The following is a 13,335-nucleotide window of genomic DNA, read 5'->3' as shown; positions in this document are numbered from 1 at the left end:
AAAAAATCGATAACTAACAGCCTCTCCGCGCACTTTTTGCTGAGTTGCGAGACACCAATAACGGACGCAGGGGATTGGCTCAATTGAGCTTTGCGGCAATATATTGTTCTATTTCGCATTCCTCTTATGCAACAGCATCCCCGCCCACTTGCATTTGCCTCGGAAACTTGCCCTCGGCCATCCGACGGTAGATCGTAGAATGACCATGACCGACGCGGTGACGCAGCCCCGCGAAACGATTGAGCCGAACGACGTGGCAGGTTTCAGTCGCTCCCTTTTCGATTTCCTCACCCACGGTGACCTCTTTCGGCAGCAGCGAAGACGTCGCTAATCAAGACATCCTTGCGTTCGAGCTCATCGATGTGGTCGGAAAGCAGTCGCGCAACACGATGGGCGGTGACTTGACCCATCGCGGCTTCAGATCGTGAACTTGCTTGCCTAAGACCCATTCGAGCACTGATGGCAGTTTGCCGGAGAAGTCCTCGAATAACTGCGCGAGGTCCGATGTCAGCCACGCGATCGCGTGACCGCCGGGGCTCAAAAGAAATAGGAGCAAATGCGGGTGCGGCGCGACGCCACGTGCGGCGAGAATACGCAAGGCTTGGCCGAGGCTGCATTGGTCGCAGAAACAACGAGCTGAGTGGTATTACATTGCGCCGGCCAAGCCGATGCAGAACGGTTTCGTGAAAAGCTTAAATGGCCGCCTGCGCGACGAGTGCCACAACGAGACGCTGTTCGCGACCTCAGCCGCGTCCGCTTTCAGTAGTTGAAGCAACTGGAGTGAATGACCGATCATGGGGCGCAATCCCGACACCAAAAAGAATCCCGGCTTCGTCCCGTATTGACCGACAATCGACTGGACTAGTGTGGAGATCTGAGCATTGGTGGTGCGTGCCCGGTCAGCCGGGCTTGCTCCGGTAGCAGCGACCGTTGTGGCGCTGCCCAACCGGAGAACACCAATGACGACATCTGAGAAAAAGAAGGCCAGCAGCAAGGCCGCCCAAAAGTCCCCCATCAAGGCTGGAACGAAGCCAAATTTCAAGAGCAAAGGCCCGACCCGGCTCGATCAATTGCAAGAACTGATTACGCGCGAGGGCGGAGCCAGCATTTCTGAAATGGTCGAAGCGACGGGGTGGCAGCAGCACTCGGTGCGCGGCGCGCTGGCCGGTGCGCTCAAGAAGCGCGGCCTCGCTATCACATCTGAGAAGATCGAAGGTGTGCGGCGCTACCAGGCAACGGCCCCAGCACAATGAGTACCGACCTCGAAACAGCCATCGCCGAGATCGAAGCGATGGATCTTGTCGGGCTGCGCAGCGAGTGGAGGAGGCGCTATGGCCCTCCCCCACCGCTGCGCTCCGAACCTTTCATGCGCATGCTGCTCGCATGGCGCGTGCAGGCTGATGGCCTGGGTGGAATAGACACGCACACGCAGCGGGCGCTGGCCAGGAAGGGCGCGCCAATGGCCGAGGGCCTCGAACTGGGCGTTGGCGCAAGGCTCACGCGCAACTGGAAGGGCAGAGCAATCGAGGTGATCGTGGAAGAGGATGGCTTCCGGTTTGGGGGCCAGCTCTTTCCGAGCCTGTCGGCCGCGGCCACCGCTATTGCCGGGTCGCAGTGGAACGGGCCGCGCTTCTTCGGCCTGAGAGATGCCTGATGCCGAAGGATAGGAAAGGGCTGCGCTGCGCGATCTACACCCGCAAGAGTTCGGACGAAGGGCTTGAACAGGACTTCAACAGCCTCGATGCGCAGCGCGAAGCCGGCGAGGCCTATGTCAAAAGCCAGGCTCATGAAGGCTGGCAGGTGGTCCCCACACTCTATGATGATGGCGGCTTCTCCGGCGGAAGCATGGAGCGCCCGGCGCTGCAGAAGCTGCTCGGTGATGTCGATGCTGGCCTCATCGATGTCGTGGTGGTCTACAAGATCGACCGGCTGACGCGCTCGCTCCCCGACTTTGCCCGGATCGTCGAACGCTTCGATGCCAAAGAAATCAGCTTCGTCTCGGTCACCCAATCGTTCAACACCACCAGCAGCATGGGGCGGCTGACGCTCAATGTCCTGCTCTCCTTCGCCCAGTTCGAACGCGAGGTCACCGGCGAGCGGATCCGCGACAAGATCGCTGCCTCCAAGGCCAAGGGCATGTGGATGGGCGGCGTCCTACCTCTGGGCTATGATCTGCCTGCGGCCGGTTCCCGCATCCTCCAGGTGAATGAGGCGGAGGCCAAGACCGTGCGCCATGTCTTTGCGCGCTACATTGAGCTCGGCTCGGTCCATAAGCTGCAGCGCGACCTTGCTCGGCGCGGCGTCACTTCCAAGCGCTGGACGACAAGCAAAGGTAACATTGTGGGGGGCGTCCCCTTCAATCGCGGCGCGCTGTTTCACCTGCTGAAGAACCCGATCTATCTCGGCAAGATTCGTCATAAGGGTATCATCCACGAGGGCGGGCACGACGCGATCATCGATGAGCAGACATTTGATCGCGTCCAGCTATCGCTTGTCGAGCATGCTCCAAGACGCCGACGCAAATCGCCCAATGCCAAGTCGTACCTGACCGGCAGATTGTTCGACGCGACAGGTGAAGCAATGACCCCGGTCCACACCCGCAACCGGCACGGCACGCTCTATCGCTACTATGTCTCGGCCTCGCTTCAGCAAGGCGCAAAGCCAAGCAACGACATCCTCCAGCGTATCTCAGCCAGCGATCTGGAGAAGACACTAGGCGAGCTGCTCGCGCGTTGGCTGCCCAATGAAGCAAAGCCGCTCGATTACATCTTTGCTATCCGGCTTAAGAGCGACGGACTGCTGATTGATCTCGAAGAAGCAGCAGCCAAGGACATCACACTCAATCTCGGCAGCGGAGAGACGATCCTCCATTCGGGCCAGGGAACCTTGCGCATCGCCGTTCCGCTTGCGCTGCCGCTACGCGGGGGCAAGCGGCTGGTCATCGCCGGATCGCAGCGACCGGCAAGACCGGACCAGGCCCTCAACGCAGCGCTACGAAATGCGCACCGCATGCTCGCCTGGTCTAAGGGCATGCCTTCGCTCGACGCCTCGCCGGCATCGATCTATAATCGCCAGATCCTGCGTCTGGCCTTGCTCGCGCCCGATCTCCAGGCCGACATTCTCGCCGGCCGTCAACCGCCGACGCTCACCCTCGAAGCGCTCAAGGCCATCGCCATTCCGATCGGTTGGAACGCCCAGCGCGAGACGCTGGGATGGAACGCCTGATTGTGATGGCAAGACGTCATCACGCCATTCGCTGCTCGCAGGCAATTGCGTCCCTGCACCTGCGAATAAATTCCCTGCTTTGTCGTCCAGGGAATTTGGGATTGGCTCGATCCCAAAACTCCAGCAATTCTGAAGGTTTGCACAGCGCTGATCAATGCCTGGAATGCGCAAAACCGCCCCAAAACTGACAAATTCCCTGTAGATTCCCTGATAAACAGGGAAACCGCACCGAGTTTGCTTGGCGCGGAGACTTGCCCCGCCAAAACGCCTCAATGAGGCGCGGAGACGATGGCGATTTCCAGCACTAGTGACGGCTTGCCGCGAACTAACCGCGGGAATTCACAGGCTTGCAGGGAAGCTGGGAAACACGAGAAATATCAATGAGATAGATGGCGGAGAGGGTGGGATTCGAACCCACGATACGGTTGCCCGTATACCGCATTTCGAGTGCGGCGCATTCGACCTCTCTGCCACCTCTCCGCGGTATGCGAGGCGGGCGTTCGAAACGCCCGTTTCAGCATGAGGCCCTGTCGGGAAGCGCGCCGGTTAGCCGAACGCCCCCGCCTTGCCAAGCCCTCAAAACCCTCTTTCGCGACACATTCGGGGATCGTTCGCGCGGGCAGCTTGTTTTGCAGGTGCGAAAGGCCATATCATGCCCATGATGGATCGTAGCCAGTTCTTCTCGGCCCAGGCAGGCCGCACGATCGACGTCCCGCGCAATGCCAGCGCCCGGTTTGGCATCGGCGACGTCGTCCGCCACCGCATCTTCGATTTTCGCGGCGTGATCTTCGACATCGACCCCGTCTTCGCCAACAGCGAGGAATGGTACCAGTCGATCCCCGAACACATCCGCCCCGATCGCGACCAGCCCTATTACCACCTCCTCGCGGAAAACGAGGAAAGCTCCTACGTTGCCTACGTCAGTCAGCAGAACCTGCTGGCCGACGGCACGAACGGTCCAGTGGGCCACCCCGAGATCCCGCAGATGTTCGAGGAATTCGAGGCAGGACGCTATCGCGTGCGCCGCAAGCTGACGCACTGAGCGACGGCGCGCGCGCCTAGTTCTTGATCTTCCAGCCGGACTTCAGCAGCCGGTAAGTCACGTAGCCGAGCAACAGGTTGAAGACCCCCATGCCGATGGCGCTGTGGATCACCGCCATGTTTGTGTTGCCGATGTCGCTTTCTCCCAAGAAGCCGAACCGGAAGCCCGAGATCACGTAGAAGAACGGGTTGAGGCGGCTGACCGCCTGGAATGCTGGCGCGAGATTGTCGATCACGTAGAAGGTGCCCGAGAGAAGCGACAGCGGGGCAATCACGAAATTGGTGATCGCTGCGTTGTGGTCGAACTTTTCCGCCCAGATCGAGGTCGCGAGGCCAAGCAGGGCGAGCATGGTCGCGCCCATCAGGCCGAACCAGACGATCGCCCACGGATGTGCCGCGCCCAGCGAGACGCCCGGCCACAGCGCCATGGCGATGGCCACGGTGAAGCCGACGGCTATCGCCCGCGTGATGGCGGCGAGCACGATGCCGGCCATCAGTTCTCCGTTCGAGAGCGGCGGCATCAGCAAGTCGATGATCGTCCCCTGGATTTTGCCAGACAGCAGCGAGAACGAGGAATTGGCAAAGGCATTTTGCATCATGCCCATCACGATCAACCCGGGTGCGACGAAGGTCGCGAAAGGCACGCCGAGCACTTCGCGGCCGGATCGGCCGAGCGCGACCGTAAAGATCACCAGAAACAGCAGGGTTGTTACTGCCGGCGCCCAGATCGTCTGCGTCTGCACCTTGAGAAAGCGGCGCACCTCCTTCATATAGAGGCTCCACAGACCGATCCGGTTGATACCCACGATCACGGGCACGCCGCGCTCGGGAAAAGCGCGTTTCGCCGTTGCATTCTGCGCCGCGGAAGGCGATGCAAACCCCGCTGGGGTTGCCGGACTGGATCGATCCACCATATCGGTCCGAGTAATGACTGGTCGCGGCAAGAGCAACCCGCGCACCAAATGACGAGAACAGGAATTCAATGAGCTGGACTGACGAACGGATCGCCACGCTGAAGAAGATGTGGGAAAGCGGATCGACCGCGAGCCAGATCGCCGACGAGCTTGGCGGGGTCAGCCGCAACGCGGTGATCGGCAAGGCGCATCGGCTCGGCCTGAAGTCGCGCCCCTCGCCGGTAAAGGCGAACGAGAAGCCGAAGGGCAAGGCCAAGGCCAAGGCGCCGGCCAAGCCCGTCGCGAAGAAACCCGCGCCCAAGCCCGTGGCGGCAACGCCGGCAACTAAGCCTGCTTCGGCTCCGCCTGCCCAGGCGGCGGCAGGTCCGGTCAACCAGAGCCAGCCCATCCCCAACAAGATACCCGACCTGCCCAAGATCGTCTCGATCGGTCCGGGCGGTTTCCAGCGACAGGGCCCGGGCGACCAGCAGGCGCCGATCCCGCCCGCCCCGCCGCGTCGTCTCGTTCCGGCCAAGCCCGACCCTTCGATCGCCGACAAGACCAGCCTGCTGGACCTGTCGGACAAGGTTTGCCGCTGGCCGATGGGCCATCCCGGCGAGCCCGACTTCCATTTCTGCGGCGAGTCGGTGAACCCCGGCTTCCCCTATTGCGTCGAACATTGCGGGCGGGCCTACCAGGCACAGCTGCCGCGCGGCGCGCGCCGTCCCCCTCCGCCGCTGCCTTTCGGCGGACCGCGGGTTCGCTGAGCTACACAACAATTCCGGCCCGGGTGTCCCATGCGACGCCCGGGCCTTTTTCTTGGGAGAGAAACCGATGCCGCTATCCTTGCACGCAGCCTATGTCCCCAGCGCCCTGCAGATGCTGGGCACCGCCCGCCATCTGATCGACACTGCCGAAAAATGGTGCGGAGAGACCGGCACAAGCGAAGCCGAACTGATCGGCGCGCGCATCTACGAGGACATGCTGCCCTGGTGCTACCAAGTGAAATGTGTCGCCGAGCACACGCAAGGTTCGATCGAGGGCGTCCGAGCGGGCGTCTACTCGCCCGATCTCGATCCGCCGCCGACCAGCTTCGATGCGCTCCGCAAGAAGATCGCCGGAGCGGTGGAGGCGATGGAAGCGCTCACCGAAGACGAGATGGAAGACTTCATGGGCCAGCCGATGCGCTTCGAGTTCAAGGGCAACGGCATGGACTTCACTGCCGAGAACTTCCTGCTCAGCTTCAGCCAGCCGAACTTCTATTTCCACTGCGCGACCGCTTACGACATCCTGCGCATGAAGGGGGCGCCCGTGGGCAAGCGCGATTTCATGGGCCGGCCGCGCGTCGTCGCCAGCTAGCGCTTTTTCGCAAACCAGATCGTGTGGTGTGGGCCCTTGTTGTTGGGCCGGGCACGCACGGTCTGGACCTCGACGTGGAAGCCGGCGTCCTTCAACCTGCCGGTGAACTTGTGATCGGGCGCAGCCGACCAGACTGCCAGCACGCCGTCGGGATTGAGCGCATCGCGCGCCTTGCCCAGCCCGGTCCTGGTATAGAGCCGCTCGTTCCCGTCATGGACGATCCCGTCGGGTCCGTTGTCGACATCGAGCAGGATCGCATCGTAACGCCGCGTAGTGCCGTCGATCGCATCGTCGATCAGGGCACGCACATCGGCCAGCACGACCTCCCCGCGCGGATCGTCGAGGCTCTCGCCCGTCAGATGCGCCAGCGGGCCTTCCGCCCACTCCAGGATTTCAGGCACCAGTTCCGCCACGGTGACGCTGCCTCCATCGGGCAGGTGGTCGAGCGCGGCGCGGTAGGTGAAACCCATTCCGTAGCCCCCGATCAGCACGCGCGGACGCGGTGCGGACAGGCGCGCGAGCGTCAGTTCGGCAAGCTGCTGTTCGCTGAACTGCATGCGCGTACCCATCAGCTCGTCACGGCCGAGCATGATGACGAAATCGCGCCCGTGGCTGATCAGCGTCAGCGTGTCGCCACCGGGAATCCGTGCCTTGGCAATTTCTTCACGCGGCAGCATTGACGGTATCCTCCGATGCGTGGGGGATGACCAGCCGGGCGATCGCGCCCTGGCCATCCTGCCGGTTGGCGAGCGTGAACTCACCGCCGAGCGAACGTCCCAGTGTATTGGCGATTCGCAGACCCAGGCTCGTCGCCCCCTCCAGTACGAAATCCTCGGGCAACCCGTCACCTTCGTCCTGGATACAGATGATGAAGCAATCTTCTTCGCCGTCGACCAGTGTCACGTCGATCGGGCCCCCGTTGTCGGAATAGGCGTGTTCGATCGCGTTGCTCACCGCCTCGGCGACGACCAGTGCCGTCGGGATGGCGCTTTCCGACGGAAGCGATCCGCTGACCTGCGCGTCGAAGAGGAACGACACGTCGTCGCGGCCCGATGCCTCGAGCGTGTCGCGCACGATGCGCTCGATGTAGCTGGCGAGCGACAATTGCGCGCCGTCCGCGCTGTACAGCGTGCGCTGCAACCGGCCGACAAGCCCGATCCGCCGCGAGGCATCCGCAAGCGCCACCTTGCCTTCCTCGTCCCGCACGCCGCGTTGTTGCAGGCTGAGGATCGAGGACATCATCTGGAGATTGTTGCCGACGCGGTGCTGCAGCTCCTTGAACAGCATCTCCCTCGTGTCGGCGAGTTCCGCGGAGCGTCGCTGTTCCACGACCAGGCGGCGGTTGGCATGCTGCATCCAGTGGACGAGCGCGATGTCGACCGTGACGATGAACAGGTAGAAGCCGAGCGCGACCACCGCGCGATAGGGTAGCGCGAAGCTCTCCACCGGGGCGATGAAATAATACCATGACAGCAGGCCGCAGAGCACCGCCGACAGGATCCCCGGCCCGACGCCGAAGAAGAACGCGGTCAGGATAACCGCCGGGAAGAAGGTGATGTAGGGAAAGCCTTCCGGCAGGGTGTCGGCCACGAACCACCGCACGAACAGCCCCGTAAGGCTTGCGACGATGGCCACGCCATAGCCGATCCAGGGACGCGAGCGCGCCAGCGGCAGGCGCTGCAGCAGCGTCTGCCCCGCTCCGGGGATCTGGCCGAGGGCTCTGCTATCGGGCACGTTCACAGTCCGTCATGTCGTTCCAGCCTGCCATTCAAAAGAGGCCGCGAAGGTCCATACCCTCGCGGCCCCGTTTTGCAAAAGTCCTGCGGACTGAAGCTGTTAGTCCTTCAGGAAGTCCGGCACGTGGGCTTCGCCACCGCCGTCGGCGTTGTCGCCGCCATCGCGCCGCGGGCCACGCCCGCCACGATCGCCGCCACGACCACGGCCACGGTCGCCACGCTGGCCACGGCGGTCGCCGCCGCGGTCGCCGCGATCGCCCCGGTCACCACGCGGTTCGCGCGGGGGACGGGTGTCCTCCAGCTCCTCGCCGGTTTCCTGGTCGACCACGCGCATCGACAGGCGGACCTTGCCGCGGTTGTCGATCTCGAGGACCTTGACCTTCACTTCCTGGCCTTCCGACACGACGTCGGTCGGCTTCTCGACGCGCTCGTTCTTCATTTCGCTGACGTGGACGAGACCGTCCTTGCCGCCCATGAAGTTCACGAAAGCGCCGAAGTCGACGATGTTGACGACCTTGCCGTTGTAGATCTTGCCGACTTCCGCCTCTTCGACGATGCCTTCGATCCACGCCCTGGCAGCCGCGATTTCGTCGGCGTTCGAGGACGAGATCTTGATCACGCCTTCGTCGTCGATGTCGACCTTGGCACCAGTTTCGGCGACGATCTCGCGGATCACCTTGCCGCCCGTGCCGATGACGTCGCGGATCTTCGACTTGTCGATCTGCATCGTCTCGATGCGCGGGGCATGCTGCGAGACACCCGAACGCGACGAGGACAAAGCCTTGGTCATTTCGCCCAGGATGTGCGCGCGGCCGGCCTTCGCCTGCTCGAGCGCCTTCTGCATGATTTCCTGCGTGATCCCGGCGACCTTGATGTCCATCTGCATCGTGGTGATGCCCTGCTCGGTGCCAGCGACCTTGAAGTCCATGTCGCCGAGGTGATCTTCGTCACCCAGGATGTCCGACAGGACCGCGAAGTCGTCGCCTTCGAGGATCAGGCCCATCGCGATACCCGACACGGGCCGTTCGATCGGAACGCCTGCGTCCATCATCGACAGACAGCCGCCGCAGATCGTCGCCATCGAGCTCGAGCCGTTGGACTCGGTGATGTCCGACAGGACGCGGATCGTGTAGGGGAAGTCGTCATGGCTCGGCAGCACGTTGTGCAGCGCACGCCATGCCAGCTTGCCATGGCCGGTGTCGCGGCGCGAGGGAGCGCCGAAACGGCCCACTTCGCCGACCGAATAGGGCGGGAAGTTGTAGTGCAGCATGAAGCGCTCGTACGACAGGCCTTCGAGACCGTCGATCATCTGCTCGCTGTCCTTGGTGCCGAGCGTGGTCGAGCACAGCGCCTGCGTTTCACCACGGGTGAAGAGCGAGGAACCGTGCGCGCGCGGCAGCACGCCGACCATCGCTTCGATCGGGCGAACCTGATCGAGCTTGCGGCCGTCGATGCGGGTGCCGTCCTTCAGGATGGCGCCACGAACGATGTCCGCTTCGATCTTCTTGGTCAGCTTGATCGCGGTCATGCGCTGCTGACCGTCGAACTCGTCCGAGGCGTAGTGTGCCTTGACCTTGTCGCGGGCGGCGTTGAGCGCCTCCGAACGGGCCGACTTGTCGGTCAGCTTGTAGGCGGCAGCGATGTCGTCGCCGATCATTGCCTTGATCGAGGACTTCATGTCGGGATTGCCGTCCTGCGAGGCGACGTCCCACGGCTCCTTGGCGGCCTGTTCGGCCAGATCGATGATCGCATTGACCACCGGGCGGATGTTGTCGTGGGCGAAGGCCACCGCGCCGAGCATTTCGGCTTCGGTCAGTTCCTTGGCTTCCGATTCCACCATCATCACCGCATCGCCGGTTGCGGCGACGACGAGATCGAGGCGGCCGTCTTCGGCCAGCGCCGTCGACTGCTTCGGATTGAGGATGTATTCGCCGTTCTCGAAGCCGACGCGGCAAGCGCCGATCGGGCCCATGAAGGGAACGCCCGAGATCGTGAGAGCTGCGGACGCGGCGATCATCGCCAGCACGTCGGGCTCGCACTCGCCGTCATAGCTGAAGACCTGCGCGATGACGTTGATTTCGTTGTAGAAACCTTCGGGGAACAACGGACGGACAGGACGGTCGATCAGGCGGCTGGTCAGCGTTTCCTTTTCGGTCGCACCGCGCTCGCGCTTGAAGAAGCCACCCGGAATACGGCCGGCCGAGGAGAATTTTTCCTGGTAGTGAACGGTCAGCGGGAAGAAGTCCTGGCCTTCCTTGACGTTCTTGGCGGCGGTCACGGCGCACAGCACCACGGTTTCGCCATAAGTAGCCAGCACGGCGCCGTCAGCCTGACGGGCGATCTGGCCGGTTTCGAGGGTGAGGGTCTTTCCGCCCCACTCGATCGATACGGTTTTCTTGTCGAACATGTATTTTCCTAAAATGACCCGCACGGCCTTATTGCGGTGCGGGGCCTACAAGTGCCGGGTAATCCGTCCCGGTCCGGTGCGGGGCTATTCGCGCCCCCATTGGCCTGCGCCCACGCCGGATTGCGCGGGTGCCGGATAGACGAAGGGCGGCCCGTTTGAGCCGCCCCCCGGTAACTCTTATTTGCGGAGACCCAGCTTCTGGATCAGGGCGTTGTAGCGCTCGACGTCCTTCTTCTTAAGATAGGCGAGCAGGCTGCGACGCTTGTTGACCATCTGCAGGAGACCACGACGCGAGTGGTTGTCCTTGTGGTGATCCTTGAAGTGGTCGGTGAGGTTGCGAATACGCTCGGTGAGGATCGCCACCTGGACTTCCGGCGAACCGGTATCGCCCTTTGCCTGGGCGTTGTCCTGAATGATTTCCTGTTTCTTCTCGGCGGTAACCGACATGCATTTTACTCCGCGACATCGGGTAGGTTGAAGCCCCGGACGACCTTTGCCGTCCCCCCTTCGAGTTCCATCAATGCCACCGGGACATCGCCCAGCCTGGCACAATAGAGCCCGTCGGTGTGGGGCAGTTCTGACAGGACCCGGCCCTGGCGGACCGCCTGCGCGCTGTCAGGATCGAGTTGCAGAGCCGGGATGTCGTCCAGCCCCGCCTCGAGCGGCAGGAGTAGGTCTTGAAGTGGCGCGCCGTTACCGATTTCGTTCAGATTGTCCAGCGAAATCGCCTGTTCCTCGCGGAAGGGGCCAGCCTTGATACGTCTGAGATAGGTAACGTGCCCGTATGTTCCAAGTGCGCGTGCGATATCCCGTGCAAGAGAGCGGATGTAGGTTCCCTTGCTGACATGCGCGGTCAGGGTAACGGCGTCCGCCAGTTCGAGCGGTGCGCCCGGATCGTACGGGTCGGGCCGGCCGGTCGTGGTCGCAAAGGCGGAATCGAGGGCCGGGTCCGTCCGGTCATGCGCAAAGTCGAGCGAGTGAATTGTCACCTGGCGCGTCGTCATCTCGACATCTTCGCCCGCCCGCGCCCTGTCGTAGGCGCGCTTGCCGTCCACCTTGACCGCCGAATAGGCCGGCGGGACCTGTTTGATCGGCCCGGTGAAATGGTCGAGCACGGCGGCGATCGCTGCCATCGGCGGCCGCCGGTCGCTGCTGGCGACGACCTCGCCCTCGGTATCGAGAGTTTCGGTTTCCTCGCCGAACTGGATGGTAAATTCGTAGATCTTGCTCGCGTCGAGCATCCGCCCGGCAAGCTTGGTCGCCTCGCCCAGCGCGATCGGCAGGACGCCTTCGGCAAGGGGGTCGAGCGTGCCGCCGTGGCCCACCTTGGTTCTGGCATAGCCGCCTTCGCGCAGGTTGCGCTTGACCGCACCGACAGCCTGCGTCGAGCCAAGTCCGCGCGGCTTGTCGAGGATGATCCAACCGTGGGGAGCAGGCTTCAGTCTATCGGTCACGGAGCGCCCCTAGCCGGTGAGTGCGCACCGCGCCATGCCTCTCGCCGTTCAATCGAGGGTGATCGGGCTCTTGCTGTCGACCTGCGGGGGAGCGACCGAACGACGGATCGATTCGATCGCACAGCGGCGCTGCCCGCCGTTCTCGATCACGACCGTCGCGAACAGGTCGATCCTGCCGGTGACATCGCGGGACAGGAAGCTCGCGGTCGGGATGGTCGCGAGTCCGTCGAGGCAGCCTTCGTTCAGGGCGACGCGATACCACTTGTTCTCCCGGTCGCGCACGAACAGGACGTCGCCGGTGCCGGGGTGAAGCTCGCGGATTTCGCCCGAACGGATCGTCGTCTCCTTGTCGGACACGCCGGGCAGCGATGCCGCCGCAGCAAGTGCGGGCGACACAGCGAGGGCCGAGGCCAGAATCCAGTGACGTGCGTTCATATCGATCTCCCAGCTCACGGTAATGGGGCAGGACCACTGAACCCGCATTGAACGCAGCCGCATCCCGGAGGGGTCGGCCCCGTCACTCGCCCGCCACTGCAGAGGCGAGCGCGAGATATTTCTCCAGCGCCCAGTTGACCGGCACGCCGACGGTATTCTCGAGCACACCTAGGTCGGGCGCAAACCAGGTCACCGCGATCAGGCCGACGAACAGCAGCATGCCGAATGGGCGCAGCTTCTCGTAGATATGGACCCAGCGGCGCGGCATCGCGCCTTCGACGATGTGCGAACCGTCGAACGGCGGGATCGGCAGGAGGTTGAATATCGCGAGAAAGATGTTGATCAGGATGAAGTAGAACAGCCCTTGCGCGACGAGCCCCGGCTGCATCCCGGCCTCAGGCGTCAGCTGCGGCGCGAACAGGCCGAGCAGGATCGCCCCGATCGCCGCCAGCAGGAAATTGGTCCCCGGACCGGCGGCCGCCACCGCCATCATCCCGAAACGCGGATTGTCGAGCCGGTCCTTGCGCACGGGCACCGGCTTGGCCCAGCCGAAAATCGGCCCGCCCACCACCGCGAGAAATCCCGGCACGAGCAATGTGCCGACCGGATCGACATGGCGTATGGGATTGAGCGTCAGCCGCTTCTGCTCCTTTGCGGTCGGATCGCCCAGTGCCAGCGCGACCCAGCCGTGGGCGACCTCGTGAAACACGATCGCGATGATGAGCGCCGGCACCAGGACGACGATGAGTTGTAGCGTTTCCGACATCGCCGGAAGATAGGCAGCG

16 protein-coding genes, 1 tRNA gene and 1 pseudogene are annotated in these 13,335 nt (G+C 63.1%); 8 read left to right on the top strand and 10 right to left on the bottom strand.

Annotated features, from left to right (window positions below; all coding sequences use genetic code 11):
* Positions 1–124: 124 nt before the first annotated feature.
* Positions 125–295, bottom strand: a complete 171-nt coding sequence (locus GRI48_RS14530) for an AlpA family phage regulatory protein (RefSeq protein WP_160677131.1) — start codon at positions 293–295, stop codon at positions 125–127.
* Position 296: 1 nt separating this feature from the next.
* On the opposite strand from GRI48_RS14530, the gene GRI48_RS14455 reads away from it, so the two are divergent.
* From GRI48_RS14455 to GRI48_RS13050, 5 genes and pseudogenes are all read left to right on the top strand, one after another.
* Positions 297–428 (top strand): hypothetical protein, encoded by a 132-nt coding sequence (locus GRI48_RS14455; RefSeq protein WP_272916765.1) that lies wholly within the window; start codon positions 297–299, stop codon positions 426–428.
* Between the two features lie 210 nt (positions 429–638).
* A pseudogene (locus GRI48_RS13065) lies at positions 639–743 on the top strand (integrase core domain-containing protein); the annotation flags it as partial.
* Positions 744–959: 216 nt separating this feature from the next.
* Positions 960–1,253, top strand: coding sequence for a DUF3489 domain-containing protein (locus GRI48_RS13060; protein WP_160677128.1), 294 nt, complete (start codon positions 960–962; stop codon positions 1,251–1,253).
* Complete coding sequence (locus GRI48_RS13055; protein WP_160677125.1) at positions 1,250–1,654, top strand: DUF2924 domain-containing protein; 405 nt, start codon at positions 1,250–1,252, stop codon at positions 1,652–1,654. Before GRI48_RS13060 ends, GRI48_RS13055 begins: the two co-directional genes overlap by 4 nt.
* Positions 1,654–3,225: a recombinase family protein gene (locus tag GRI48_RS13050; RefSeq protein WP_160677122.1), complete on the top strand. Its 1,572-nt coding sequence runs from the start codon at positions 1,654–1,656 to the stop codon at positions 3,223–3,225. The genes GRI48_RS13055 and GRI48_RS13050 overlap by 1 nt, the downstream gene beginning before the upstream one ends.
* 390 nt (positions 3,226–3,615) lie before the next feature.
* On the opposite strand, the gene GRI48_RS13045 is transcribed toward GRI48_RS13050, so the two are convergent.
* Positions 3,616–3,705 (bottom strand) — tRNA-Ser (locus tag GRI48_RS13045).
* Between the two features lie 181 nt (positions 3,706–3,886).
* On the opposite strand from GRI48_RS13045, the gene hspQ reads away from it, so the two are divergent.
* Positions 3,887–4,267 carry a heat shock protein HspQ gene (gene hspQ / locus GRI48_RS13040; RefSeq protein WP_160677194.1) on the top strand — a complete coding sequence of 127 codons (381 nt, stop codon included), beginning with the start codon at positions 3,887–3,889 and terminating at the stop codon, positions 4,265–4,267.
* Positions 4,268–4,283: 16 nt separating this feature from the next.
* On the opposite strand, the gene GRI48_RS13035 is transcribed toward hspQ, so the two are convergent.
* The gene (locus GRI48_RS13035) at positions 4,284–5,180 is read right to left on the bottom strand and encodes an ABC transporter permease (RefSeq protein ID WP_160677119.1); all 897 of its coding nucleotides are present in this window, start codon (positions 5,178–5,180) and stop codon (positions 4,284–4,286) included.
* A 68-nt stretch (positions 5,181–5,248) separates the two neighbouring features.
* Here GRI48_RS13035 and GRI48_RS13030 point away from each other — a divergent pair, with 68 nt between their 5' ends.
* Positions 5,249–5,926, top strand: a complete 678-nt coding sequence (locus GRI48_RS13030; RefSeq protein WP_160677116.1) for a GcrA family cell cycle regulator — start codon at positions 5,249–5,251, stop codon at positions 5,924–5,926.
* Between the two features lie 67 nt (positions 5,927–5,993).
* Positions 5,994–6,518, top strand: a complete 525-nt coding sequence (locus GRI48_RS13025; RefSeq protein WP_160677113.1) for a DUF1993 domain-containing protein — start codon at positions 5,994–5,996, stop codon at positions 6,516–6,518.
* Here GRI48_RS13025 and GRI48_RS13020 read toward each other — a convergent pair.
* From GRI48_RS13020 to GRI48_RS12990, 7 genes are all read right to left on the bottom strand, one after another.
* Positions 6,515–7,195 carry a spermidine synthase family protein gene (locus GRI48_RS13020; RefSeq protein ID WP_160677110.1) on the bottom strand — a complete coding sequence of 227 codons (681 nt, stop codon included), beginning with the start codon at positions 7,193–7,195 and terminating at the stop codon, positions 6,515–6,517. The genes GRI48_RS13025 and GRI48_RS13020 overlap by 4 nt on opposite strands.
* Complete coding sequence (locus GRI48_RS13015) at positions 7,182–8,252, bottom strand: sensor histidine kinase (RefSeq protein ID WP_337190836.1); 1,071 nt, start codon at positions 8,250–8,252, stop codon at positions 7,182–7,184. Before GRI48_RS13015 ends, GRI48_RS13020 begins: the two co-directional genes overlap by 14 nt.
* Positions 8,253–8,354: 102 nt before the next feature.
* Positions 8,355–10,661: a polyribonucleotide nucleotidyltransferase gene (gene pnp, locus GRI48_RS13010; protein ID WP_160677104.1), complete on the bottom strand. Its 2,307-nt coding sequence runs from the start codon at positions 10,659–10,661 to the stop codon at positions 8,355–8,357.
* A 177-nt stretch (positions 10,662–10,838) separates the two neighbouring features.
* Positions 10,839–11,108, bottom strand: a complete 270-nt coding sequence (rpsO, locus tag GRI48_RS13005; protein WP_160677101.1) for a 30S ribosomal protein S15 — start codon at positions 11,106–11,108, stop codon at positions 10,839–10,841.
* A gap of 5 nt (positions 11,109–11,113) precedes the next feature.
* On the bottom strand, positions 11,114–12,115 hold the full coding sequence (gene truB / locus GRI48_RS13000) for a tRNA pseudouridine(55) synthase TruB (protein WP_160677099.1): 1,002 nt from the start codon (positions 12,113–12,115) through the stop codon (positions 11,114–11,116).
* Positions 12,116–12,163: 48 nt separating this feature from the next.
* Positions 12,164–12,550, bottom strand: coding sequence for a hypothetical protein (locus GRI48_RS12995; protein WP_160677096.1), 387 nt, complete (start codon positions 12,548–12,550; stop codon positions 12,164–12,166).
* A gap of 82 nt (positions 12,551–12,632) precedes the next feature.
* Positions 12,633–13,316, bottom strand: coding sequence for a site-2 protease family protein (locus GRI48_RS12990; RefSeq protein WP_160677093.1), 684 nt, complete (start codon positions 13,314–13,316; stop codon positions 12,633–12,635).
* Between the last annotated feature and the right edge of the window lie 19 nt (positions 13,317–13,335).

The organism is Qipengyuania oceanensis (assembly GCF_009827535.1).
Taxonomy (GTDB): domain Bacteria; phylum Pseudomonadota; class Alphaproteobacteria; order Sphingomonadales; family Sphingomonadaceae; genus Qipengyuania_C; species Qipengyuania_C oceanensis.
Note: the sequence above shows the minus strand (reverse complement) of the source record. Positions and strands in the feature narration are given on the sequence as shown.

What these genes read in the sequence shown, in the direction of transcription:
- GRI48_RS13060 (WP_160677128.1), top strand. Translation starts at nt 960, where the DNA reads ATGACGACATCTGAGAAAAAGAAGGCCAGCAGCAAGGCCGCCCAAAAG.
- GRI48_RS13055 (WP_160677125.1), top strand. Translation starts at nt 1,250, where the DNA reads ATGAGTACCGACCTCGAAACAGCCATCGCCGAGATCGAAGCGATGGAT.
- GRI48_RS13050 (WP_160677122.1), top strand. Translation starts at nt 1,654, where the DNA reads ATGCCGAAGGATAGGAAAGGGCTGCGCTGCGCGATCTACACCCGCAAG.
- hspQ (WP_160677194.1), top strand. Translation starts at nt 3,887, where the DNA reads ATGGATCGTAGCCAGTTCTTCTCGGCCCAGGCAGGCCGCACGATCGAC.
- GRI48_RS13035 (WP_160677119.1), bottom strand. Translation starts at nt 5,180, where the DNA reads ATGGTGGATCGATCCAGTCCGGCAACCCCAGCGGGGTTTGCATCGCCT.
- GRI48_RS13030 (WP_160677116.1), top strand. Translation starts at nt 5,249, where the DNA reads ATGAGCTGGACTGACGAACGGATCGCCACGCTGAAGAAGATGTGGGAA.
- GRI48_RS13025 (WP_160677113.1), top strand. Translation starts at nt 5,994, where the DNA reads ATGCCGCTATCCTTGCACGCAGCCTATGTCCCCAGCGCCCTGCAGATG.
- GRI48_RS13020 (WP_160677110.1), bottom strand. Translation starts at nt 7,195, where the DNA reads ATGCTGCCGCGTGAAGAAATTGCCAAGGCACGGATTCCCGGTGGCGAC.
- pnp (WP_160677104.1), bottom strand. Translation starts at nt 10,661, where the DNA reads ATGTTCGACAAGAAAACCGTATCGATCGAGTGGGGCGGAAAGACCCTC.
- rpsO (WP_160677101.1), bottom strand. Translation starts at nt 11,108, where the DNA reads ATGTCGGTTACCGCCGAGAAGAAACAGGAAATCATTCAGGACAACGCC.
- GRI48_RS12995 (WP_160677096.1), bottom strand. Translation starts at nt 12,550, where the DNA reads ATGAACGCACGTCACTGGATTCTGGCCTCGGCCCTCGCTGTGTCGCCC.
- GRI48_RS12990 (WP_160677093.1), bottom strand. Translation starts at nt 13,316, where the DNA reads ATGTCGGAAACGCTACAACTCATCGTCGTCCTGGTGCCGGCGCTCATC.